At 72.8% G+C, this 22473-nt stretch carries 15 protein-coding genes; 2 read left to right on the forward strand and 13 right to left on the reverse strand.

The features are described 5' to 3' along the window. Nucleotides 1–96 precede the first annotated feature (96 nt). Nucleotides 97–3333, forward strand: coding sequence for a BTAD domain-containing putative transcriptional regulator (locus ABZ801_RS36550; protein ID WP_360707193.1), 3237 nt, complete (start codon nucleotides 97–99; stop codon nucleotides 3331–3333). Here the strand turns inward: ABZ801_RS36550 and galT are convergent. The 9 genes from galT to trpS all read right to left on the reverse strand — a co-directional run bounded on the left by galT (nucleotide 3304) and on the right by trpS (nucleotide 13339). Further along, nucleotides 3304–4407, reverse strand: a complete 1104-nt coding sequence (galT, locus tag ABZ801_RS36555) for a galactose-1-phosphate uridylyltransferase (RefSeq protein ID WP_360707297.1) — start codon at nucleotides 4405–4407, stop codon at nucleotides 3304–3306. The two genes, ABZ801_RS36550 and galT, sit on opposite strands and share 30 nt — an antisense overlap. Nucleotides 4408–4543: 136 nt before the next feature. Further along, on the reverse strand, nucleotides 4544–4963 hold the full coding sequence (locus ABZ801_RS36560) for a hypothetical protein (RefSeq protein WP_360707196.1): 420 nt from the start codon (nucleotides 4961–4963) through the stop codon (nucleotides 4544–4546). Between the two features lie 5 nt (nucleotides 4964–4968). Next, a complete protein-coding gene (locus ABZ801_RS36565) occupies nucleotides 4969–6201 on the reverse strand; it encodes an alpha/beta hydrolase family protein (RefSeq protein ID WP_360707199.1) in 1233 nt (410 codons plus the stop codon). A 188-nt stretch (nucleotides 6202–6389) separates the two neighbouring features. Next, on the reverse strand, nucleotides 6390–6956 hold the full coding sequence (locus ABZ801_RS36570) for a TIGR03086 family metal-binding protein (protein ID WP_360707202.1): 567 nt from the start codon (nucleotides 6954–6956) through the stop codon (nucleotides 6390–6392). 107 nt (nucleotides 6957–7063) lie between these two features. Further along, nucleotides 7064–7918 carry an SGNH/GDSL hydrolase family protein gene (locus ABZ801_RS36575; RefSeq protein WP_360707204.1) on the reverse strand — a complete coding sequence of 285 codons (855 nt, stop codon included), beginning with the start codon at nucleotides 7916–7918 and terminating at the stop codon, nucleotides 7064–7066. Nucleotides 7919–8133: 215 nt separating this feature from the next. After that, the gene (locus tag ABZ801_RS36580) at nucleotides 8134–8835 is read right to left on the reverse strand and encodes a sulfotransferase family protein (protein WP_360707207.1); all 702 of its coding nucleotides are present in this window, start codon (nucleotides 8833–8835) and stop codon (nucleotides 8134–8136) included. Between the two features lie 124 nt (nucleotides 8836–8959). Further along, on the reverse strand, nucleotides 8960–10513 hold the full coding sequence (gene dacB, locus ABZ801_RS36585; protein WP_360707210.1) for a D-alanyl-D-alanine carboxypeptidase/D-alanyl-D-alanine-endopeptidase: 1554 nt from the start codon (nucleotides 10511–10513) through the stop codon (nucleotides 8960–8962). A 105-nt stretch (nucleotides 10514–10618) separates the two neighbouring features. Further along, nucleotides 10619–12262: an NAD(P)/FAD-dependent oxidoreductase gene (locus tag ABZ801_RS36590; protein WP_360707213.1), complete on the reverse strand. Its 1644-nt coding sequence runs from the start codon at nucleotides 12260–12262 to the stop codon at nucleotides 10619–10621. A gap of 96 nt (nucleotides 12263–12358) precedes the next feature. Further along, nucleotides 12359–13339, reverse strand: coding sequence for a tryptophan--tRNA ligase (gene trpS, locus ABZ801_RS36595; protein ID WP_360707216.1), 981 nt, complete (start codon nucleotides 13337–13339; stop codon nucleotides 12359–12361). A gap of 539 nt (nucleotides 13340–13878) precedes the next feature. Here trpS and ABZ801_RS36600 point away from each other — a divergent pair. Then, nucleotides 13879–14088 carry a DUF397 domain-containing protein gene (locus tag ABZ801_RS36600; protein ID WP_344943051.1) on the forward strand — a complete coding sequence of 70 codons (210 nt, stop codon included), beginning with the start codon at nucleotides 13879–13881 and terminating at the stop codon, nucleotides 14086–14088. Nucleotides 14089–14187: 99 nt separating this feature from the next. Here ABZ801_RS36600 and ABZ801_RS36605 read toward each other — a convergent pair whose 3' ends face one another. The 4 genes from ABZ801_RS36605 to ABZ801_RS36620 form a co-directional block, all read right to left on the reverse strand. After that, nucleotides 14188–14406: a DUF397 domain-containing protein gene (locus ABZ801_RS36605; protein WP_360707219.1), complete on the reverse strand. Its 219-nt coding sequence runs from the start codon at nucleotides 14404–14406 to the stop codon at nucleotides 14188–14190. 350 nt (nucleotides 14407–14756) lie between these two features. Beyond that, on the reverse strand, nucleotides 14757–19400 hold the full coding sequence (gene fxsT / locus ABZ801_RS36610) for an FxSxx-COOH system tetratricopeptide repeat protein (RefSeq protein WP_360707222.1): 4644 nt from the start codon (nucleotides 19398–19400) through the stop codon (nucleotides 14757–14759). Beyond that, nucleotides 19397–20626 (reverse strand): MoxR family ATPase, encoded by a 1230-nt coding sequence (locus tag ABZ801_RS36615; protein WP_360707224.1) that lies wholly within the window; start codon nucleotides 20624–20626, stop codon nucleotides 19397–19399. The genes fxsT and ABZ801_RS36615 overlap by 4 nt, the downstream gene beginning before the upstream one ends. A gap of 225 nt (nucleotides 20627–20851) precedes the next feature. Next, a complete protein-coding gene (locus ABZ801_RS36620; RefSeq protein ID WP_344943060.1) occupies nucleotides 20852–22426 on the reverse strand; it encodes a hypothetical protein in 1575 nt (524 codons plus the stop codon). Nucleotides 22427–22473 lie beyond the last annotated feature (47 nt).

Here is a 22473-nt window from a genome sequence, read left to right on the forward strand (position 1 = left end):
TGTCCCCTCGGCGCTGACGGGACAACAGTGCCGGGAGGCGTTTACGGAATCATTACGGCCTGTTTTTGGCTGATCGGGACCGCTATCGTGCCGCTCATGCTTTTCGGGGTGCTGGGGGCCCTGGCGGTGTGGACCGACGACGGCGCACCGGTCGCGGTGCCCGGCCTGAAGGTGCGTGCGCTGCTGGCGGACCTGCTGGTGCACGAGGGACGTCCGGTGCCCGCCGACCGGCTGATCGACGATCTATGGGGGGAGCGTCCGCCCGGCAATCCGGCGGGCGCGCTGGCGGTCAAGGTGTCGCAGCTGCGGCGCGTGCTGGAGGACGCCCAGCCCGGCGGCCGCGCGCTGGTGGAGACCCGTCCCGCCGGATACGTCCTGCACGTCGGCGCGGACGGCCTGGACGCCGTGCGGTTCCAGGACATGCTCGACCGGGTGCGGCGGGCCGGCGACCCGGCCGCGCGGGCGGCGCTGCTCGGGGACGCGCTGGCGCTGTGGCGCGGCCCCGCGCTCGCCGACTTCGCCGACGAGCCGTTCGCCCGTGCCGCGATCACCCGGCTGGAGGAGCTGCGGCTGACCGCGCTGGAGGACCACGCCGAGCTGCGGCTGGCGCTCGGCGAGCACACCGCGCTGGCCGCCGAGCTGGGCGACCTGGTCGCCCTCCACCCCCTGCGCGAGCGGCTGCGCGCCGTCCACATACGGGCCCTGTACCGGGCCGGACGGCAGCACGAGGCGCTGGAGAGCTTCGAGTCGCTGCGCACCCGGCTGGCCGAGGAGCTGGGGCTCGACCCGGGGGCCGAGCTGGTCGCGCTGCAACGGTCGATCCTGACCCAGGATCCGTCCCTCGGCGGCCCGCCCCGGGGCAACCTGCCCGCCCCGGCGTCCGAGCTGATCGGCCGGGACGCGGCCGTCCGGGAGGTCGAGGACCGCCTGCGCGGCGACCGGCTGGTCACGCTCACCGGGCCCGGCGGGGTCGGCAAGACGCGGCTCGCGCTGGCCGTGGCGGGCCGGGTGGCGGACGCGTTCCCCGACGGCGCGTGGCTGGTGGAGCTCGCCGCGTTCGACCCGCCGCGGGCCGCGTTCGACCCGTCGCGGGCCGCCGGCGATCCGCTCGGCCCGCTCACCGACGTGGTGATGGCGGCGCTGGACATCCGCGACTCGCCGGGGCAGGGCACGGCCGCCGACCGTCTCGCGGGCGCGCTGCGGGCCCGCCGGATGCTGCTCGTCCTCGACAACTGCGAGCACGTCGTCGAGCAGGCCGCCGAGCTGGCCGACCGGCTGCTGCGCGCCGCCCCCGGCCTGCGGATCCTGGCGACGAGCCGCGAACCGCTGGCCGTGGCCGGGGAGGTGGTGTGGAGCGTGCCGCCGCTGAACGTGCCCGGCCGGGACGCGGATGTGCGTGAGGTCGCGCGCTGCGAGGCGGTTCGGCTGTTCACCGCCCGGGCGTCCGCCGCCGCGCGCGGTTTCGCGCTGGACGAGCGGAACGCGGCGGCGGTGGCCGTGCTGTGCCGCCGGCTGGACGGCATCCCGCTGGCGCTGGAGCTGGCGGCGACCCGGGTGCGGGCGCTGGGCGTGCACGGCCTGGTGGCGCGCCTGGACGACCGGTTCCGGCTGCTGGCCACCGGCCACCGCGGCGCCCCGCCCCGCCAGCAGACGCTCATGGCGATGATCGACTGGAGCTGGGACCTGCTCGCCGAGCCGGAGCGGGCGGTGCTGCGCCGCCTGTCCGTGCACGCCGACGGCTGCTCGCCCGAGTCCGCCGAGGCGGTGTGCGCGGGCGCCGACGTTCCCGCGGCCGACGTGCTCGACCTGCTGATCCGCCTGGTCGACCGGTCCCTGGTCGTCATGACCGAACGCGGCGGCGACGGCCCCCGCTACCGCCTGCTGGAGTCGGTGGCGGCCTACTGCGCCGACCGGCTGGCCGAGGCGGGCGAGCACGAGACGGTCCGCCGCGCGCACCGGCGCCACTACGTCGACCTGGCCGAACGCGCCGCGCCGGGGCTGCGCGGCGGCGACCAGGCGCGGTGGCTGCGGCTGCTGGACGCCGAGACCGCCGACCTGCGCGCCGCGTTCGACGGCGCGGTGGCCGACCGCGACGCCGACGCCGCGCTGCGGCTGGTGAACGCGCTGGCCTGGTACTGGGTGCTGCGCGGGCGGCTCACCGAGGCCCGCCGCTGCCTGGCCGCGGCCCTGGCTCTGGACGAGCGCGTCAGCGTGCCGTACGCGCGGGCGACGGCGTGGAGCGTCGGACTGGCGCTGATGCAGGGCGCCGCCGAGGAGGCCGACCGGCAGACGGTCCTGCGGCTGTTCGAGCAGGTGGACGATCCGGACGGCCTCGCCCACGCGCAGTGGTTCCTGGCGTTCACCGGCAGCGAGGAGGCGGACCGCTCCTACGACGACGCGCTGCTCGACTGCGCCGAGAAGGGGTTCGCGGCGACCGGGGACCGCTGGGGGGAGGGCGCCGTCCTCATCGTCCGGGCCAAGCGCGCCCATTCCAGCGGCGACCCGGCCGTGCTCGAAGACCTGGCGGAACGGGCCGCGCGGATCTTCGGTGAGCTGGGCGACCGCTGGGGGCAGTTGCAGGCGGCCGAGTGGCTGGGCGGCCTCGCCGACCTGACCGGCGACTACGACCGCGCCGACCGCCTGCAACGCGAGAGCCTGCGGCTGGCCGAGGAACTGCACCTGTGGCCCGACGTCGTCGGCCGGCTGGGGTGGCTCGGCTGGATCGCGGTGATGCGCGGCGACCTGGTCCAGGCGCGGCGGTACGGCGAACGCGCGCTGGGCATGGCGGTGGAGCACGGCCTCTCGGCCGTCTCGCTCGCCCGGCTGGTGCTGGGGCACACCGCCTGCCGGGAAGGGGCGCTGGACGAGGCCGAGACGCACCTGCGCACGCTGCTGAAGGCGGCGCCCGTGGAGACGCCGCTGTACCTGCCGATCGTGCTCATCGGCCTGGGCCGTGTGGCGGAGCGGCGTGGCGACGCCGGCACCGCCATGGCGTTCCACCGCGAGGCCCTCGGCCACGCCGTCCGCTACGAGGGCCCCAGGGACATGGTCTTCTCCCTGGAGGGCATGGCCGCCGCGCTGGTGCTCGCGGGCGACCACGCGGAGGCGGCCCGTTGCCTGGGGGCCGCCACGGGGATACGGCGCAGGAAGGGGCTGCGCCCGGGCCCGGCCGAACGCGCCGACAGCGAAAGCGTCGCCGCCGTCCTGCGCCGGGCGCTCACGGACGAGACGTTCACCGCCGAACACGACCGCGCCGCCCGCGACGCGGACGAGTTCGTCCGCTCGGTCCTGGCGGCCGAACGCTCAGCCGTCCTTGTGGACGACCTCGCGTAGGCGTTCGGCGACCTGCTCGGGGGCCACGTCGTTGATCCACGCGGCCATGCCCGACTCCGACCCGGCGAGGAACTTCAGCCGGCCCGGCGCGCGGCGGACCGAGAACAGCTGCAGGTGCAGGCGGTAGGTGTCGTGGGCCCCGCGGGGGGCCTGGTGCCATCCGGCCACGTACGGCAGGGGCGCGTCGTCGTCGTAGTACGCGTCGCACGCCCGCAGCAGCGCCGGGTACAGCTCGGCCAGCTCGGCGCGTTCGTCCTCGTCCAGCCCGGGGAAGCCGGCCACGTGGCGCCGCGGGTACAGGTGGAGCTGCACGGGCCAGCGGGCGGCGGCGGGGACGAACGCCGTCCAGTGCTCGCCGTCCACCACGATCCGGGTGCCCGCGCGCCGCTCGGCCGCCAGCACCTCGCCGAACAGGTCCCGGCCCGCGGCCCGCTCCAGGGACGCCAGCACCTGCCGCGAACGCGGCGGGACGAACGGGTAGGCGTAGATCTGCCCGTGCGGATGGTGCAGCGTCACCCCGATCTCCTCGCCCCGGTTCTCGAAGCAGAAGACCTGCTGGACGCCCGGCAGCGCGGACAGCTCGGCGGTGCGGTCGGCCCACGCCTCGATCACCGTGCGGATCCGGCGCGGCGGCAGCGACCCCAGGGACGCGGTGTGGTCGCTGGAGAAGCACATCACCTCGCAGCGCCCGTTGCCGGGGCGGCGGGCGAACAGCGGCTCGCCGTCCACCGGGGACGGCCGTGTCTCGGGCGAGGCGGCCTCCGGCGAGGCGGCGAACGAGGGGAACCGGTTCTCGAAGACGACCACGTCGTAGTCGTCGGCCGGGATCTCCGACCTGCGCCCGTCCCGGCTCGGGCACAGCGGGCAGGCGGCCGCGTCCGGCAGGAACGTGCGGGTGTTGCGGTGCGTGGTGACGGTGACCCACTCGTCGTGCAGCACGTCGTGCCGCAGCTCCACCGACGGGCGCGACGGCGGCAGCGGGCGGGTGTCGGGCGGGCGCGGCGCGGCGGCCGGCCCCTCGTCGAAGTAGATCAGCTCACGGCCGTCGGCCAGCCGGGTGACGGTACGGCTCACCCCGCCCGCTGTGGTGTCGGTCATCGCCCCAGGCTCTCCCGTGGTGGTCGTCGGCGCCCGCGTGTCGGCTCCCTCGGATCGACGATCTCGACCGTACCGGCCTTTCACCCGGACCCGGGCACCGTCCTCGGGTGTCTCACGCCCACCGGGGGACGCCGTCGACCACGCGCACCCCGGCGCGGGGGACCGTGACGTCGTCGTAGGGCGTCTCCGCCGAGGGCGGCAGCGGATTCGGGGAGCCGGCGCCGAGCCCCTGGTGCACGGGGCAGCCGCAGGCCGGGTCGAGCGGCGCCGGGCACGCACGCACCAGTTCCCTGATGGCGTCCATGTCGACGCGCCACCACCAGTACTTGTCGTAGTCGGCGTGGTCGCCGATGTCCCAGCAGTCGTGGGAGAAGTGTTCGACCACGCCGCCGCCGCACTCGGAGCACTCGCTGACGCGGGTGTAGTCGTAGATGATGTCGTGCCCGGCCGAACCATGGGGAACGCCGCGTTCGGCCAGCGACAGCACGACCGTCAGCCTGGGCCGGTCGCAGTCGCAGCGGGTGGGAGCCATACCCGTCAGAACTTCCGGGCGCCGATGGCGCGCATCATGCCGGGCCACGTACGGTGCATCTCGCGCTGCCAGTACGGCCAGCTGTGCGACCCGGGTCCGTAGAAGTTGGTCGATACGGAGACGCCGACCGAGCGGGCCCGCCGCGCGAAGTCCTTGGAGGCGCGCTCGACCTGGGTCTCGCTCAGGTAGCCGATGTCCCACGGCGCCTTGCCGGGCTTGTCGAGCGGCCCCTCCTGCCCGTTGCCGGACGACACGTACACCGACGTGCCGCGCAGCCGTGCCGCCAGGGAGGTCGGGTCGTGCGCGGCCCAGTTGGAACGGTTGCGCACCGGGTCGCCCCAGATCCGCTCCGGTGAGCCGTTGCCGTTGCCGGAGTTGATGTAGAGCAGCAGCGCGGGAATGCCCGGCGACAGCATCGACAGCACACCGCTGTAGGCGGCCGCGTACCGGAACATGCCCGGGTAACGCGCGGCGTAGGTGACCGCGCCCTGCGCCCCGGAGGAGATGCCCATGACGGCGCGCGACGCGCCCGCGTGGAAGTTGCGCTCCATCAGCTGCCGCACTTCCAGCATGTGGAAGGTCTCCCACTGGGGGATGCCGCCGCGGCCGTAGTTGTACCAGTCGGTGTAGGAGCCGTTGCGCCCCTCGGGCATCACCACCATGACGTCGTAGGCGGCGGCGTACTGCTCGATGTCGGTGCTGCGGGTCCAGGAGACGTAGGTGTCGTTGCCGCCGTGGAAGGCGTACACGACCGGCCAGGAGCGGGTGGAGGAGGACTTCCACGTCCTGGGCACCAGCACGCGCACCTTGTGCGAGGTGCCGAGCGCGGGGGACTGGACGGTGACGTCCGCCTGCCGCTTGCCCCGCCACTTCACGTTGGTGATCTTCGCGCCGTCGTCGGCCGTGCGGCGGGACCCGCCGCCCGAGCCCGTACCGCCGCCACCGCCGCCCCGGGACGAACCCGGCGACGGCGTCGAGGACAGCGTGGGGAACGGCAGCACGCGCCCCGCGGCCGGGCGCTCGGAGGGACCGCCGCCGGTCCGGCTCGCGCTGGGGGTCGGCGACGAGGCCGGCCCCGGCAGCCCGGTGCCCGCGTCCGCGACGGGGGTGGGCCCGGTGAAGCCGCGCGCCCCGGCCTTCTCGTCGCCGCCCCACGGGCCCAGCACGAGGATCGTCGGTACCACGGCGACCGCGGTGAGGCTCCCGATGGCGATCAGCCGGTCCGTTCGCTTGCGCACGGCACCCTCCCATCGTGTCGCCCGAATATTACTGATCAGTTCAGATGTTGACGAGGATTTCTCGGACGATCGTCAGGGATCTGTTATCGGGGATTCCTGTGACCGGGTGTTCCCGCGGCGTTCCCGGTGAACATCTGCGCAGGCGGTTATGCGTGCGGAAGGCGCTGCCCGGCGGTTCGGCAGGGGTTTCAGCCCTGGCGGCCGAAGGCGGCCAGCAGGCGGGTCTGCCGGTCGGCGCCCGGCCGGGTCGGCAGGTGCGGGCCGATCAGCCCGCCGGACCGGTAGGCCTCCTCGTTGCCGGCGAACCACGCGGCGACGACGTCCACCAGCTCCGGATCCAGCCGCTCGTCCCCGCCGGTCGCGTGCGCCACGTCCCAGGAGTGGATGACCATGTCGGCCACCAGTTCGCCGGCGTACTCGGCGCCCGGGACGTCCCCGAACGACAGGTGGACGGTGCGGTCGGCGGCGCTCGGGGCGGCGAACGCGTCGACGGCCTTGTGCGCGGCGGCGTCCCAGGCCGCGACGGGATCGGCGCCGAGCACGTCGCCGGCCAGGACGTCGCCCAGGTCCGCGACGGCCAGCCCCGCCAGCAGCGGCGGCACCCACAGATTCTCGACGGTGACGTGGTTGACCAGCTCGCGGACGTCCCAGTCGGCGCACGGCGTGGGCCGGTGCCACTGGTCGTCGCCTACGCCGTGCACGCGGGCGGTCATGTCGTCCACGGCGTGACGGAAGTGGTCGGTGATGACGGTCATGGCGGACCTCCCCCGATGGTCCCGCTGTGTGCCCTCCGTCCAGCATGGCACGCGCGCACGAGGACGCCACCGGAGCGGGCTCCGATGGCGTCCCGTGGGCGGCGCGGTCAGCCCTTCGCGGCGGCGGACCAGAAGCCGGCCTTGTAGGTCTCGGCCGCGAGGACGGCCTGGCCGGACTCGTTCGGGTGGAAGTAGTCCCAGCCGCTCACGTGCGACAGGGCGAACGGGTAGTTGAAGACGGCGTTGCCGTCGAACCTGCAGTTGGCGTACTGGCCGCACACGTCGGCCAGGACGGTGTTGAACGCGATGTTGCGCTGCCGCACGCGGTCACGCCGGGCGACGTCCGCGGCGGCCGTGGACGTGGGGTTGGCCAGCATCGACTGGCAGATGCCGAACGCCGACCACGCGGTGCGCGCGGTGCCGTTGTCCTTGCCGACCTGCCACAGCCGCCGGATGTCGGGAATGCTGGCGACGAAGATCTGCGCGTCGGGCAGGCCGTTGCGCAGCGTCGTCATGGCGGCGCGGAACCGGGTCTCGAAGTCGGCGACCGACGTCATGGTCGACTCGGAGCCGGTGCACACGTCGTTGGCGCCGATCAGGATCGTGACGTAGTCGGCGCCCTGCGAGACGGCGGTCTGCGCCTGGCCGTTGAGGGCGGCGACCTTCGCCCCCGTCGCGGCGTCGTTGTAGGCGGCGAGCGAGGCGTTCTGGGCCCGCAGCCTCAGGTAGTGGCTGTTGACGGCGGTGGTGGAGCCCGTCGACCAGGAACGGCTCGGGCAGTCGACGTACCAGCCGCAGGCGTTGAACCCGCGGGTGATCGAGTCGCCCAGGGAGGCGATCCGGTCGGGGATCGGCGCCGCCCAGGCGGGGACGGACAGCAGCCCGAGGACGAGGGCCGAGATCGTCGCGGGCAGCGCGAGGAGGAACAGCAGCGATCGACGGAGACGGGGGGACGGGGCCACGGGGCACCTCCGCACAGGGGTGGGACGCGAGCGCGTGACGTGCAGCGCTGATTCGAGAGTGAGCGCTTGTGCCCCGCCGAACAATACTTGCGGGTAGCTTTGTCAATAAACACAAAGAATGCGCCCCGCGATGGGCAGAACCGGCCGCGCCGCGCAATTCCCGAGGGGCCTGCGCGACGCGGCCGGACGAAAGCGGCCCGGACGCCGCTGATCGGCTAGGAGCCGGTCGTGAAGGGCGCGGGCAGGCGGCCCTCGCGCACCATTCGCTGGAACATGCCCTCCATGACGTCCCGTTCGTTCAGGTGCGGGAACGGGATGCCGGGCACGTCGACGTCCAGGAACCGGCACAGCGGTTCCCATCCCTCGCGCACGTCGAAGACCAGCAGCCGGTCGGCTGGGATCGTCTCACGGACCCTCGCGACGTGCCGGTGGAAGCCGTCCAGGGCCACGGCCTCGGACAGGTCCGTACCGAATTGCCAGCCGTCGAAGGTCTCCCGGCCGAACCGTTCCAGCAGCGGCCGCATCCGCCGCATGCCCTCCAGGGACGGCCGCACGGCCTCGGGCGCCTCCTCCGGGTCGATCTGGCGGAACGCGGCCTGCGAGCTGAGCCACCGGAAGCTGGTGTACCAGCGCCGCGGGTCGCGGACGGTCAGCACCACCTTGGCCTGCGGGTATGTCTCGGCGAGCTCCTTCCAGAAGAAGCTGGCGGGCCAGTCCTGGCACGAGTCGTAGCCCGCCATCACCCGGTCCCAGTCCGGCGTCGCGCCGGACGCGGCCGACAGCCACCGGTCGACGTGGTCGGGATGGGTCATGACCTCGAACATGTGGTAGCAGGGCCCGAAGCCCAGCCGTTCCAGCGCGGCCTTCATGGACGCCGTGCCGGTGCGCGGGAAACCCGCGCCGATGACGCGCATCATCGTCCTGCGTCTCCTTTCGTGGCACCGGCCGCGCCGCTCCGGGGCGCTGTGGCGGGAACGACCGGCACCCGCCTAGGTCTGTGCCCAGAACGGCGCGGCGGTCCACGGAAGGGTCAAGAAAAGATCAGCAGGATCCGGTCCATGAGCACTCGAGCCGGATGTCCGCGCCGTGGTCGGCCTGGACCATGACGCTGCGGACGCTTCCGCCCGCCAGCCGGACGGCGATCTTGTCCTCGATGTCCTTGGGCGCGCCGCCCGTGTACCCGTTGAACATCACCGAGAAGACGAGCCGGCGTCCGGACGGCTCGCGGACGTAGCCGGACAGCGCCGTCACGCCGGTCAGCGTGCCGGTCTTGGCGTGCACGTTCCCGGCGGCGGGGGTGCCGCGCATCCGGCTCGCCAGCGTCCCGCCGACCAGCGGGTCCGGGTCCCCGGCGACCGGCAGCGCCTGGTACCAGGCGGGGTACCACGTCCTGGTCTGGACGCGGCGCAGCACGGTGGTGATGTCGCGGGGAGCCGACCGGTTGAGCCGCGACAGCCCCGACCCGTCGGCCATCTCCAGCCGGCCGGCGGGCACGCCCAGGCTCCGCACGTACCGCTCGATCACCGGCAGGCCCGCCTCCCAGGTGCCCTTCCCCCTGGCCTTGCGGCCGATCGCCTTCACCAGGATCTCGGCGATCACGTTGTTGCTGAGCTTGAGGAACGGGGTGGTCAGCTGCGACAGCGGCATGGAGACGCGGTCGGCCAGCCGGACGGCCCGGGCCGGGGTCGCGCCGCGCCGGACCGTGCCGTCGACCGTGACGCCGTGGTCGGCCAGCGCGTCGCGGAAGACGTCGGCGGCGTACAGGGTCGGCTCCGGGACGGTGCGCAGCGTCTCGTACCGCGTCCCGCCCTCCGGGTACGAGCCGCGGATCACGATGGTGTCGCTGCCGTTGGCCCGTTGGACTGACAGCGTGGACGCCGAACCCGCCGGTCCCGTGACGGCCCGGTTGTCGACCTTCACCGCGTCGGTGGGCGGGGTGAGCGCCACGCCGACCGGCTCGCCCCGCCCGCCGGGGGTGACCGACACCTTGACCGAGCCCGCGTCGTAGGCGTCGTTCGGGGAGACGGTCAGCGCCGAGATCGGCCCGGCGTAGGCGTACTGCAGGTCGGTGGGGTCCCAGTGCGCCGGGGTGCGGACGGCGTCGAACCAGGTGTCGTCGGCGACCAGGTCGCCGGTGACGCGGGTGACGCCGCGCGCGGCCACCCGGGCGGCGAGCGCGTCGTACTCGGCGGCCCGCATCGTGGGGTCGCCGGTGCCCTTCAGATACAGGTTCCCGGTGATCGTGGACCCGTTCACCTTCGCGGCGAGCACGCTCGTCCGGAACCGGTAGCCGGGGCCGAGCAGGGACAGCGCGGCGGTCGAGGTGTTGATCTTCTGATTGGAGGCGGGGAGCAGGGCGGTGTCGGCACCGCGCGCGTACCGTACGGCGCCGGTCCTGGCGTCGCTGACCAGCACGCCGACATCGGCGTCGGCGAGGCGGGGGTCGGCCAGGATCGCGTCGAGGTCGGCCCGCAGGTCACCGGCCGGGGCCGGGGCCGGGACCGCCTGCCTCGGCTCGGCCAGGGCCGCCGCGGGCGTGGTGGCCAGACCCACCGCGAGCAGGACGCCGAGCACGCCGGCGATTCGTCTACGCATGAGGCGAGCGTAGACAGCCATCTCCGATAAGTCCGGCGAATCGGAATGGCTCTCGTTGATCAGCCGACTGTTCGACCGGGCCGGAATCCGCGCACTCCGACCACGTCACGTCGGGCCGCGCGTCCCCGAATTCCTGTGCGCGCCGCGTCGCAGTGCGGCCAGTGCCGGGCGGACGACCAGACGCCCCAGCGGCCCGTCCGCGCGCAGCGCGGCACGGGCGGCGTTCGCGCCGCAGGCGCCGTGCACCCCGCCCCCCGGATGCGCCGACGCCGACGCCAGGTACAGCCCGGGCACCGGCGTCTCCGGACGGCCCAGCCCGCCGGGCACCGGCCGGAACACCAGCTGCTGGTGCGGCGCGCTCGTCCCGCCGTTCAGGGCGCCGTTGCGCAGATTGGCGTTGTGCCGCTGGAACGCGGGCGGGTCGATGACGCGGCGGTCGACGACCCGTTCGCGGAAGCCCGGCGCGTACCGCTCGATGAGCCGTTCCATCCGGTCGGCCATGGCCGTGCTCTCGCGTTCGTCCCAGACGCCGGTGATCCCGTCGGGGCCCGCGTCACCCGTCACGCGCTGGGGCACATGCGTGTACGCCCACACCGACTCCGTCCCCGACGGCGAGCGCGTCGGGTCGGCCGTGGACATCTGCCCCAGCAGCATGAACGGCTCGCCGGGCACCCTGCCGGTGGCCAGGTCCGCGCAGTAGCCGGTCAGCGCGTCCATCCCCGACGCCAGGTGCACCGTGCCGGCGCGTGCGGCCCCCGGGGACGACCACGGGATCGGGCCGGACAGCGCCCAGTCCACCTTGAACGTCGCGAGGTCCCACTGGAAGCGGCGCATGTCGGCGCGCAACGCGGACGGCAGATGCTCCCAGCCGACGAGCCCTCCGTACAGGGCGGGCGCCGAGACGTCGGCGAGGACGGCCCTGCCCGCCCGTACCGTCTCGCCGGACGCGGTGCGCACCCCCGCCGCGCGCCCACCGGCCACGACGACCGAGGTGACCGGGGTGTCGCAGTGGACACGTCCGCCCCGCGCCTCCAGCCGGCGCACCAGCGCCCCCGTCAGCTCGCCCGCGCCGCCCTCCGGCACCGGCCACCCGTACTGCTGCCCGATCATCGTCAGCAGCCAGCCGAACGCGGTGCCGCCCGTCGACTCGGGGGACAGGTCGGTGTGCAGCGCCGACCCGGCCAGCAGCAGCCGCCCGCCGGGCCCGGAGAACTCCTCCTCGCCGGCCCGCCGCACCGGCGACAGCAGGAAGCGCACCATCCGCAGCATTCCCGCCGCCCGCAGCCGCGCCGCCATCGACGCACCCGCCCGCAGCGGCGGGAACGGCCCGAACAGCGCCGCGAGCAGGTCGTCGCCGATGTGCTCCCAGCGCCGGTAGAGCCGCGTCCACGCCTCCCCGTCGCCCGCGCCCAGCTCCTCCAGCGATTCGGCGGTGCGGTGGACGTCGCGTTCCAGCACGGCGCAGCGTCCGCCGGGCAGCGGGTGCGCCAGGACGGCCGGGGCGTGCCGCCACCGCAGCCCGTACCGCTCCAGCTCCAGGGCGCGCATGACGGGGGACGCCACGCCCATCGGATAGAACGCGCTGCACACGTCGCTGACGAAGTCGGGGTGCGCGCCGCGGTCGCTGCGCACGCCGCCGCCCGGCTCGGGCTGCGCCTCCAGGACGTCCACCGACCAGCCCGCGTCGGCCAGCACGTTGGCCGCCACCAGCCCGTTCGGCCCGCTTCCGATCACTACGGCGTCGCTCATGCCCCGCGCTTTACCCTCAGCCGCGCCGACTATCGGACGCGGACCACCGGCCTGCCCACGGCGGTGTGGTCGCCCACCGTCGCCCGCCCGCCGTGTTCAGGGCGGGAGCAGGCCGATGGCCGCCTTCGCCGTTCGGATCCTCTCACTCGCCAGCTCCCGCGCCCGTTCGGCACCCTTGCGCAGCGCGGCCCGTACGTACTCGGGGTCGTCGGCGAGTTCCAGATAGCGTTCCCGGACGGGGGCGAGCGTGGCGACGACCGCGTCGGCGACCGCCTCCTTCAGTTCCCCGTAGCGGTCGAAGCGTCCGGCCACCCGTTGCGGGGTGTCGCCGGTGCACGCGGCCAGGATCGTCAGCAGGTTGGACACGCCCGGCTTGCGCTCGGGGTCGTACGTCACGTCGGTGCCGGCGTCGGTCACCGCCCGCATCACCTTGCGCCGCAGCACCCGCGGTTCGTCCAGCAGCCGCAGCGCGCCCGCCGGGGACGCGGCGGACTTGCTCATCTTCTCGCCCGGCGTGGCCAGGTCCATGACGCGCGCGGCGACCGGCGGCGTGACGGCCTTGGGGACCGTGAAGGTGGGCCCGTACCGGGCGTTGAACCGCTCGGCCACGTCGCGGGCCAGTTCGAGATGCTGGTTCTGGTCCTCCCCGACCGGCACCTCGTCGGTGTCGTAGAGCAGGATGTCGGCCGCCATCAGGATCGGATAGGTCAGCAGCGAGACCCGGACGCGCCCGCCGCGGCGCGACTTCTCCCTGAACTGGATCATGCGCTGGGCCTCGCCGAAGCCCGTGGCGCACTCCAGCAGGTAGTGCAGTTCGGTGTGCTGCGGGACGTGGGACTGGACGAGGAACAGGCACGTGTCGGGGTCGGCGCCCGCGGCCAGCAGCAGGGTCGCGAACTCCAGCGTCCGCCGCCGCACCTGCGCCGGGTCGTGCTCCAGCGTCAGCGCGTGCAGGTCGGAGATGAACACCACCGTGTCCGTGTCCGCCTGCGCGGAGACGATGGGCGCGATCGCGCCGATGTAGTTGCCGAAGTGCAGGTCACCCGACGGGGTGAACCCGGTGAGACGTCGTGGCATCGTCCGATGGCTCCCGTGGAGGTCGGGGCCGCCCTGGCCTGGCCACCGGACGCGGACACACGCGACGGCCGCCCGAACAGGGCGGCCGTGTGGTCAGAACACGCGAATGGGTCAGTGCCGCCCCCTCAGGGGCGCCACCAGCCGAGACGACAGGAACCCATCCGCATGCCGGTCATGGTACCACCCGACCTCCATGCCCACAGATATTCTGAATGCCGACCATCGGGCCGCAGAATTGTGCGCCCATTCCCGTGGTGGACGGGAAGACCTTCCACGGCGAGCCTGGTCGTAGCTCGATAAGGCGGATCGATGCGGTTGCGGCAGAGGCCCGATGAGCTGCGAGAAGTGCCATGGCAGGATATCCGCATAAATGCTTATCGATGCCGGATTGTATGGCGGGGACGGGGAGTCAAATATCGCTGCCAAGAGGTGGTGATGTCCATTTGCCCGCGGGGCTGACTGGGTACGTTGACAGTGGGCACCCGCCTTACGGTCCGAACACGGACCACCTGTCGACACCGATCACAGGAGCGTGAAAAATGACTGACTCGCGCGTTTCTCCGACCGTCTGGAGGAAGAGCAGTTACAGCAGCGACCCGAACCTCGCCGTGTGCGTCGAGGTCGCGGCCGTCGACGGTGCCCGTGCGATCCGCGACTCCAAGGACCCGGACGGTCCGCGGCTGTCGATGTCGGTCGCGGCCTGGCGCGGCTTCATCGGCTCCATCAAGAACGACGCCTTCGCGGGCTGACGCCGCCGACGGCACCGGGGGCGCGTTCCGGCACCGCCGCGCGCCCCCATCCGGCTGGTCCTCGCGACGGCCCCGCCGGCGGTCGCCGCGGACCAGCGCTCAGTGCAGATCCAGCCGCCCCCGTTTGACCTCCTCAAAGAGCCTGCGCAACGCCGGTTTGGGCATCACGATCGTCCTGGGCTCCGGATCCTTGCTGTCCCGAATCGCGCCCCACGAGCCGATCACGGCAACGCAAACGCAGCCTCCGGCGGATTCGTGGCTGCCGGATCTAACGCTTTTGCGCCACGACGCTTCGTTCCACTCCCCTTGGCCGACCATTACCTCTTCCGCTCCTCGGGAGCATTGCGGCGTTCGTAGATGAGGGACGGCGCTGTCCGTGATGAGGCTCACCGACGATCGGCCGCCTGTGACGCGCTCCTGTCTGCCGCTGATTGTCGAAAGGAAGAGCCTGAAATTTCAGACACTACGGTACATATTTACTATACGCGCGATGTCGGGTCGTGTCCAGATGGTGGACAGGGGATGGGGGAGCGTGCGGGCGGAGTAAGGGAAAAGCGTTGACCCGCTGATCAAGCTACCTTACCCCGCGCGCATGAGATCGAAACACCTGTGGGTCAGGGCGCGCCTCGATGGACTCCGATCCTCGCCGTACTTGCACGTCCCGCCGGTTACACAGGGATGGGATAGATATCGCAGTCGGCGCGCTTTCCCTGCTGCGCGGACAGCGTCGCCGGGTGTTTGGGGCCGTGCACCCTGCGCAGGCTGTCGATGGTGCGGGCGGAACGGGCGGCGGCCTCCTGCTCCTCGCCCAGGGCCTGCAAATCGAGCGCGAGGTTGAACTCGCAGGCCAGCGCGGTCGGGTGCAATTCGCCCAGCACACGCTGAGCCACTTCGAGGACCGCCCGGTCCCTTTCCAGCGCCTCCTGGCAGTTTCCGAGGGCGTAGTGGTCGCTGGCCAGATTGATCGCGCACACGATGGCGCGCGGGTGGTCGCGGCCCAGCACCCGGCTCAGCACCTCGAGAGCGGCCTCGTCGAGCCTGCGGGCCTCTTCGGCCTGGCCGTTCAGCCGCAGCGCCACGGCCAGGTTGACATCGGCGGACGCGGTGTTGGGGTGATCGGGCCCGAACGTGCGCAGGAAGTCCTGTCCGGTCTCGCGGGCCAGCTTGATGGACTCCTCCAGCCTGCCGACCTGGCGGAGATTGACCGAGTGGTTGAGCGTGGCGGAGATGCGCCCCGGGTGGGAGGGACCGTAGCGGGCCTGGTAGCGCTCGATCGCCTCGGTGGACAGTTCGAACGCCCGCTCGTGGTCGCCGGCCTTGCGCTCCATGACCGACAGGGCGCTCATCGCCTCGGCCAGCCCGGTGAAGCTGCTGCCGAAATGGGTCTCCAGCCGCTCGACGTTCTGCCGGGTCAGGTCCCGCGCCGTCTCGTAGTCGCCGCACTCCATCTCGTCCACGGCGATCGCGGCCAGCGAGGACAGGGTCCTGCCGTGCGTCTCACCGAAGATCGTCACCAGGTGCCGGTAGGTCTCGCGGTCGAGGTCGAGGGCGCCCCGGGCGTCGCCGTTGAGCCGCAGGCTGACGGCGTACAGGTGGGCCTGCTGCAACGTCATCGGGTCCTCGGGCCCGTACATGCGCCGCAGCGTCTCGTAGTTGTGCCGGTCGTGCTCCAGGGCCTGGCCGAACTGTCCGAGGAAACGCAGGTCGGCGGTGACGTACTGCTGGGCCTCCAGGGTCCGCTCGTCCTCCGTGCCGTGCGCCCGCTTCTGGGTCTCGAAGACGCGCACGTGGTGCTGGTAGGCCTCCTCGAAACGGCCGTCCAGCCGCAGCGCGAGACCCAGCTTGATCCCGGCGGCGAGGGTCTGGTCGTGGTCGGGGCCGAGCGTCCGGGTCCAGGTGTTGACGGCCTCCTCGGCCAGTTCCAGAAAGCCCTTGTGGTCGCCCCACTGGAAGAGGAAGTCGATCTCGTTGAGGACGAGCTGGCGCGCCCAGACGTCGTCGGACTCGACGATGCGCGAGTAGAGGACGTGGGGGAGCAGGTCGGCGTACCGCTGCCAGTTGGTCGGCAGCACCGGGTCCTCGGGGTCGAACTTGGCCATGAGCTGGTGGCCGCACCGGCGCAGCAGCGCGGCCTCGTCCGGGTCGAGCTGGCTGACCAGCACCCGCTGCACCAGGCGGTGCAGCTGGATCGTGTTGTGCTTGTGGCTGATCTTGGCCAGGGCGTACTGGTTGATCGCGCGGATCGCCCGGCCCAGCCGGACGGGGTCGCCCAGGGCCTCCAGCAGTTCGGGCGGCCCCTCGACGTTGCGGGCGCCCGACAGCAGCCGCAGAGAAATCGGTTCGGGCGCGAAGAAGGCGCATACCTGCAGCAGTTGCAATGCGGCCGGTTCGCTGCTGCGCAGCCGGTCCAGCGACACGTTCCAGGCCGCGGCGACCGGCAGTTCGTAGGCCGTCGGAGCCGCGTCGTGGAGCAGTTCGGTCGCCTTTTCGTGCTTCTCCTTGAACAGATGCAGATATTCGTCGACGGGCATTCCCGTCTCGGCCAGCCAGACGGCCGCCTGCGCGATGGCCAGCGGCAGGTCGCCGAGGACGTCGGCGAGCTCGTCGGCCGCGGCGTCGTCGAGGTCCGGCCCGCGCAGGCGCAGCAGCGCCTTGCTCTCCTCGCGGGCGAAGACATCGACCTCAAGGGAATTGGCCACCTTCGTCCACGCCTGGTTCCGCGACGTGACGAGAATCTTTCCGGGGCCGTTGGTGGGGAAGAACTGCCGGACGTCCTCCAGTTCCTCCGCGTTGTCGAAGATGAGGAGCCAGTTGCGGTACGGGCGGCCGAGACGCAGCGCCTCGCGCACGGCCGGCACCGCGACGTTGACCTCCTGGCTCACCGGCAGGTTCAACGCGGCGGCCAGTTCGGTGAGGTCCTGCTGGATCTGCCCGGGACGCTCGGAGCGGACCCACCAGATCAGGTCGTAATCCGCCGTATGGCGGTACACGTACTCGATGGCTATCTGCGACTTGCCGACGCCGCCCATTCCGTGCAACGCCTGTGGCAACACGGCGGTGGTGCCCTGCGAAAGCCGCTGATGAAGCTGTTCGAGCAGTTCCTCGCGTCCGGTGAAACTGATGTTCTGCGGGGGAACGTTGCCCCATACCGGGGGCGGGTCGGACGGCTTGCGGTCAGTCACCTGAGGAATATTGCGAATGGTCACACCGACTCCAAGTGGGGGAGGCTTGGGAATGTCTCGGGTGACGACGGCCCCGTCCGCGGCGGCGTCCAACATCTGCGTCTGCATCTGCATGGGGGCGTTCCTACCCGCTTCGTTGGCGTCCAGTGGAGGCGTCGCCGATCGTTGATCAATTTTTTGTGTCGTGGAAGGCGGCTCATTCCTCCGGGCCGAGCCGAGGAGTCGGGACTCGAGCTCTCTGGCGGCACGGAGATAAGGGCCCGCCAGCGCGCGGAGCACATGCAGCGTCGGTACGGCGAAAGGCACCAGCTCGGAGCTGATCTCCGGCGGGTCCGCGCGCTCCGGCTCGGTGACCATGGCCATCAGGTCGCGCAGCCCGGCCACCCGATCACCCAGATGCCGTCCCACCATGAGCAGGACCTGCGTGGTGTCGGAGCGGCGGCCGCTGGCCAGCAGCTCGTCCCGGACGCCGGGGACGAAGTCGAGCGTGACCTCCTCCGGCGCCTCGGTGCCGGGGGCGCGGCCGGTGCCGACGCGGCGCACCAGGCCGCTGCCGACCAGCTCGGCCAGATCCGAGGGCCGCGACCGCGGCAGCATGGTCCGCTGGACGAGCCGCATGACGGGCGCGTTCAGCGGCGCCGCCGCCAGATGCACGGCCAGCGAGAACACGGCCGGGCTGACCGCCGCGCGGAAACGCCGGACGAGCTCGGGCGCGGACGCGGCCGACGTCCCGGTGTCCTCGTCGTCGTCCGGGCGCCAGGACGGGGGCTGCCCGACCGAGCGGGTGTCGCACACCGCCACGGCGCCGAACCAGCTGCCGTGGGACCCCGCCACGAAACGCGCCCAGCCGGCGAGCTGGCCGGGGTTGAGCTCGATCACCGGGATGTGGACATGGGACGGGCCGGGCGCCCCCGTGTCGTGGACGACCGGCGGCCACGGTTCGTCGCGTACCGGCCGGCCCGCCGCGAACCGTGGCGGCGTTCCGGCGGCCGGCACCCCGTCGCCCGAGGGCGCGGAGGGGTGGCCGCCGGACGGCGCGGACGGGTAGCGCACCCGGTAGAAGCGGTTGGGCGCGGCCGGAGCGGACGCGTACAGCCTGGCGGGGCGGGTGACGAGCCCGGTGCGCCGCCACTGGCGGCGGGCCAGCAGGTTGACCACGACCAGCGGGACCTGCCGCCCCCATCCGGCCAGCAGCCGCTGCGCGGTGCCCGAATGCCATGCGCGCCCGACGCCGTCCGTGAGGACGACGAGGAGCCTGCGTTCGCGCCGCCCCCGTCCGATGAGCCCCGCCGCCGGGCGGGTGACGGACGGGCGGCCCGCCAGCCGCAGCGTCGGCTCCACCAGGCCCGGCCGGTCGGTGTCGAGCAGGTAGGTGCGGATGGTGCGGAACGCCCCGACCCGGCCGACGCAGTCGACGAACGCGTCGGCCACCGGGCGGGTGAGCGCGGACAGCGGGCCGTCGTCGACGATCACGTCGAGGTCCAGCCACCGCTCCAGGGCGGGGCGCGTCTCGGGCAGCCACAGGTCGTCCTGGACGGCGCGGACGGCCGTCGCCTCGTCGTTCAGCTCCGGGTCTCCGTGCGGGGACGGCACCGGCTTGCGGAACGGCCGCAGCGCCTGCTCGATGCGGCGCCGGTCGGGCAGCGGATGCACCCCGGCGAACGGGTCGTCGCCGAGGAGGCCGCCGGGGCTGGGCACGCGCATGTGGCCGCCGTTGGCGCGTTCGCCCGGCCGGGCGGGACGCGCGGGGGCGGGGGCGCCGAACGTGAAGCCGTTGAGCGACGACGGGACGCCCGTCCGCTCGCGGGCGGAACGGTCCTCGCGTGGACGCGTCGCGTGGGCGCGCGCCTCGCCGTCGACGCCGAGCCGGTCCGTCGCCGTGCCGGGACCGGTCCCGCCGCCCGCGGGCCGTCCGTCGCCGTCGGCGGCGGAGGGCCGCCCGCCCTGCGGCGTCGTCCCCGCCGGGGGCGGCGGGGACGGCGGGGCGCAGGCGGTGTCCGAGGCGTCCGCCGCGGCGGCCATGTGACCGGCCAGCCAGATCGCGTCGGAGACCTCGAACCAGACAGGCCGCTGCCGCGGCGCGTCGGGGGCCTTCGGACGCACCGGCGATTCGGCGGACGGTTCGTTCACTCAGCGGCCGCCTCGGGATTCAGGCGCTGCCAGACCAGGTCCAGCACCCGCTCCCACTCGTCGCCGGGGATGTGCCGTCCCGAACTGGTCAGGTAGGCGGCGTTGAGGAGCTGGTCCGCGGCGAGCCGGCCCTGGCTGCGGCGGTATTCCAGGAACCTGCGGACCAGTTGCCGGGTCCGCTCGTCGGAACTGTCGGTGAAATGCGCCGAGACCATATCGGCCAGGCGCGCCTCGTCCGGCTCCTTCATGGTGTAGAGAAGGCAGCGCCGGAGAAAGGCGGGAGGAAAGTCGCGTTCGCCGTTACTGGTGATGAAGATGAGGGGAAAGGCACGGCAGCGCACGTGCCCCCGCACGATTTCGGCGGTGCCGCCGGGATCGGCGGTGTGCACCGTCACGACGGGTTCGCGGGCACCGACGCGCACCAGTTCCGGAATCCGGTACTCGCCCTCCTCGAAGACGTCGAGCAGGTCGTTCGGCAGGTCGATGTCGCTCTTGTCGAGCTCGTCGATCAGCAGCACCCGGGGCAGCTCGTACGGCAGCAGCGCGGTGCCGAGCGCGCCGAGCTGCAGGTAGTTGCCCAGCCCGGTGTCGGCGGTCGCCCCGGCCGCGTCGCCGCCGTTCGCGTCGCCGTCCGCGCGGCCGTCCCGGACCGGCCGTGCCCGCCGCGCGTCGTCCGCCTCGGGCCCGGAGTGCGGCCCCCGGCCGGAACCGGCCAGCTGGCGGGCCGTGGCGGCGTCCTGCGCCCGGCCGATGGCGTCGTACTCGTACAGCCCTTCGCGCAGCGTGCTGCGGCTGCTGACCGGCCACCGCAGCACCCTGCCGAGCCCGAGCTCGCGGGCGACGCGGTAGGCGAGGCTGGACTTGCCCACCCCGGGCTCGCCGGTGATGAGCAGGGGGCGCCGCAGCAGCAGCGCGGTGTTGACGATGTCGATCTCTTCGCGGTCGGCAAGCCGGGGCCTGCCGCCGGCCGTCGGGCCGAGCCTGCGGACGAAGTCGCGCTCGTCGGCGGGCGGCGAGGGCAGCGCGGGCCCTCCGTCGAAGGTGCGCCACGGGGGCGGCGGGGGCAGGGCGGCGGCGAGTTCGCCTTCCGCGAGGGGACGGCCCGTGCCCCGGTAGATCCACCAGGCCGGGCGTTCGGTCGACGACGCCCCCGGCGATCCCTCCGGTGAACCGGGCGGATTTGTCCCGTCACCGGGGGAAGGGGGCATGGACAGCTCGTCAGCCATCGGCAACGCCCTCCTGCTGCGGCCCGCTGGTCCCGTCGGAATTGTTCTGCTTAATAAAGAAAGCCATGGCGGCGACCCGACTCTATCGTCGAGGATCCCCGTTCTGAGAGTGGTTGGCAAGATTCCGGCGGTGACGATCCTCTCTCCATGAGGCCGTATAGTGCCGCGCGGGGGCGGAGGCCGATTGTGTCCCCTCGAGGGATATGTGTGCGCGTTGCGAGATCATCATCCTGGGGCGCGAAGAGTGTCCGCTTCGTCCAGGAAGTGGTGCGGGTCGTCCCAAAGCAGCGCGACCTGCGTATCCGTACGACAGTTACGGTCGTCGACCACCGGCATGGTCGCGCGCAGCCGCTTGATGTCGGCGGGCAGGCCGCGGAAGTCGCGCCGCTCGACGATCCGGCGCACCTCCCGCCGGACTTCGGCGGGCGGCTCCTGCGTCCGGTGCCAGAGCACCACGGGGATCCCCGCCCGCAGCGCCATCCACAGCTCGCTGCGCCCCGGCTCGCGGTCGGGCGGGCCGCTCAGCACGCACGCGACGACCTCGCGGCTGCCCAGCAGCCGGTGGCCCATCCGGCGCAGGTGGGCGGGGTCCTCCGCGGTCGCCCAGTACGTCACGCACTCGACCCCGTCGACCAGCACCTGCCAGCGCTGCCGCCACGCGCGGTGCATGTGCAGCGTGCGCAGCCGCTCCTGGCTGCGGATGAGGATCTCGTACTCCGACCCCAGCGGCGCCGGATGCGGCGCGTCGGGCAGATCGCGCGTCCACTGCTCGAGGTCCAGGTTGAGCATGTCCATCGGGAGCACGAACTCCAGCACCAGCGAGTCGTCCAGCTGGTAGGCCCAGCCCTCCTCGGCCTCGCGGATCAGCTCGCCGACGTGCCGGGGCACCTCGTCCAGCGGCACCACCCGGTCGTCGCCGGGTTCGGGACGCCACTCCAGCGGATGCACCTGGCGCCAGTGCGACAGGCGGCACATCACGTGGCCGTCGACCAGATCATGGATCGGTTCGAGCTGGATGATGAGGTAGATCGGCTTGTCGGGACGCGCCTCCAGGTCCTGGGTGCGGTCCCGCATGCGGTCCAGATAGTCGGCCTGTGCGGTCGCCCCGTCCATCCGGAGCCGCTCGGTCTGCATCGCCAGCCACTCGCGCAGCCGCTTGAGCCGCCAGGCGTTCTCGGGGGTGGTGGCGTCGGCGGCCTCGCGGGCCTGCATCGTGCGCAGCAGCATGGCGATGAAGACCAGGTGGGGGGACGGCCGGTCGGGCGCGGTGTTGTGGTCCAGCAGGGCGGTGAACGCGTCCCAGGCGTCGGTGAGGCGGAACGGGACGTGCGTGATGCCGCCGCCCGTGGCCGCGTAGTACAGCCGGGCCAGCGACGGCACGCGCAGCCCCGCCAGCAGGTCCTCCAGCTGGGACTCCGCCACGGGTTCCAGGTGCTCGCGGACCGGGCTGACCAGCCTGCGCAGCCGTGCCACCGCCGTCGTCTGCCCGGCCACGAACTCCACCCCGCTGACCAGCAGGCGCAGCCCGTCGGGAATCTCCCTGCAGGCCAGCACGAGGTTGTAGAGATGGAACTTCGGATTCGGCAGTTCCGGCAGCATCAGCGGAAGGCCGGACGCCTCGCTGATGTAGTGCGCCAGGACCGTGCGCCCCGTCGCCTCCCGGAGCACCGGCACGTCGGCGAGCAGTTCGACGATCTCGGCGGTGGACTGCTCCACCTTCCCCGTTTCGACGGACCTGTTGCGCAGGCTCTCGACCGCCCGCTGCGGCAGGGCCGACAACCTGCCCTCGTCCTCCACCATGCGTTTCTCCCCGGCATTCGGGCAGAGGTCCCCTCGTTCCGATCAAG

The organism is Actinomadura sp. NPDC047616 (assembly GCF_040642915.1).
Taxonomy (GTDB): Bacteria; Actinomycetota; Actinomycetes; order Streptosporangiales; family Streptosporangiaceae; genus Spirillospora; species Spirillospora miaoliensis.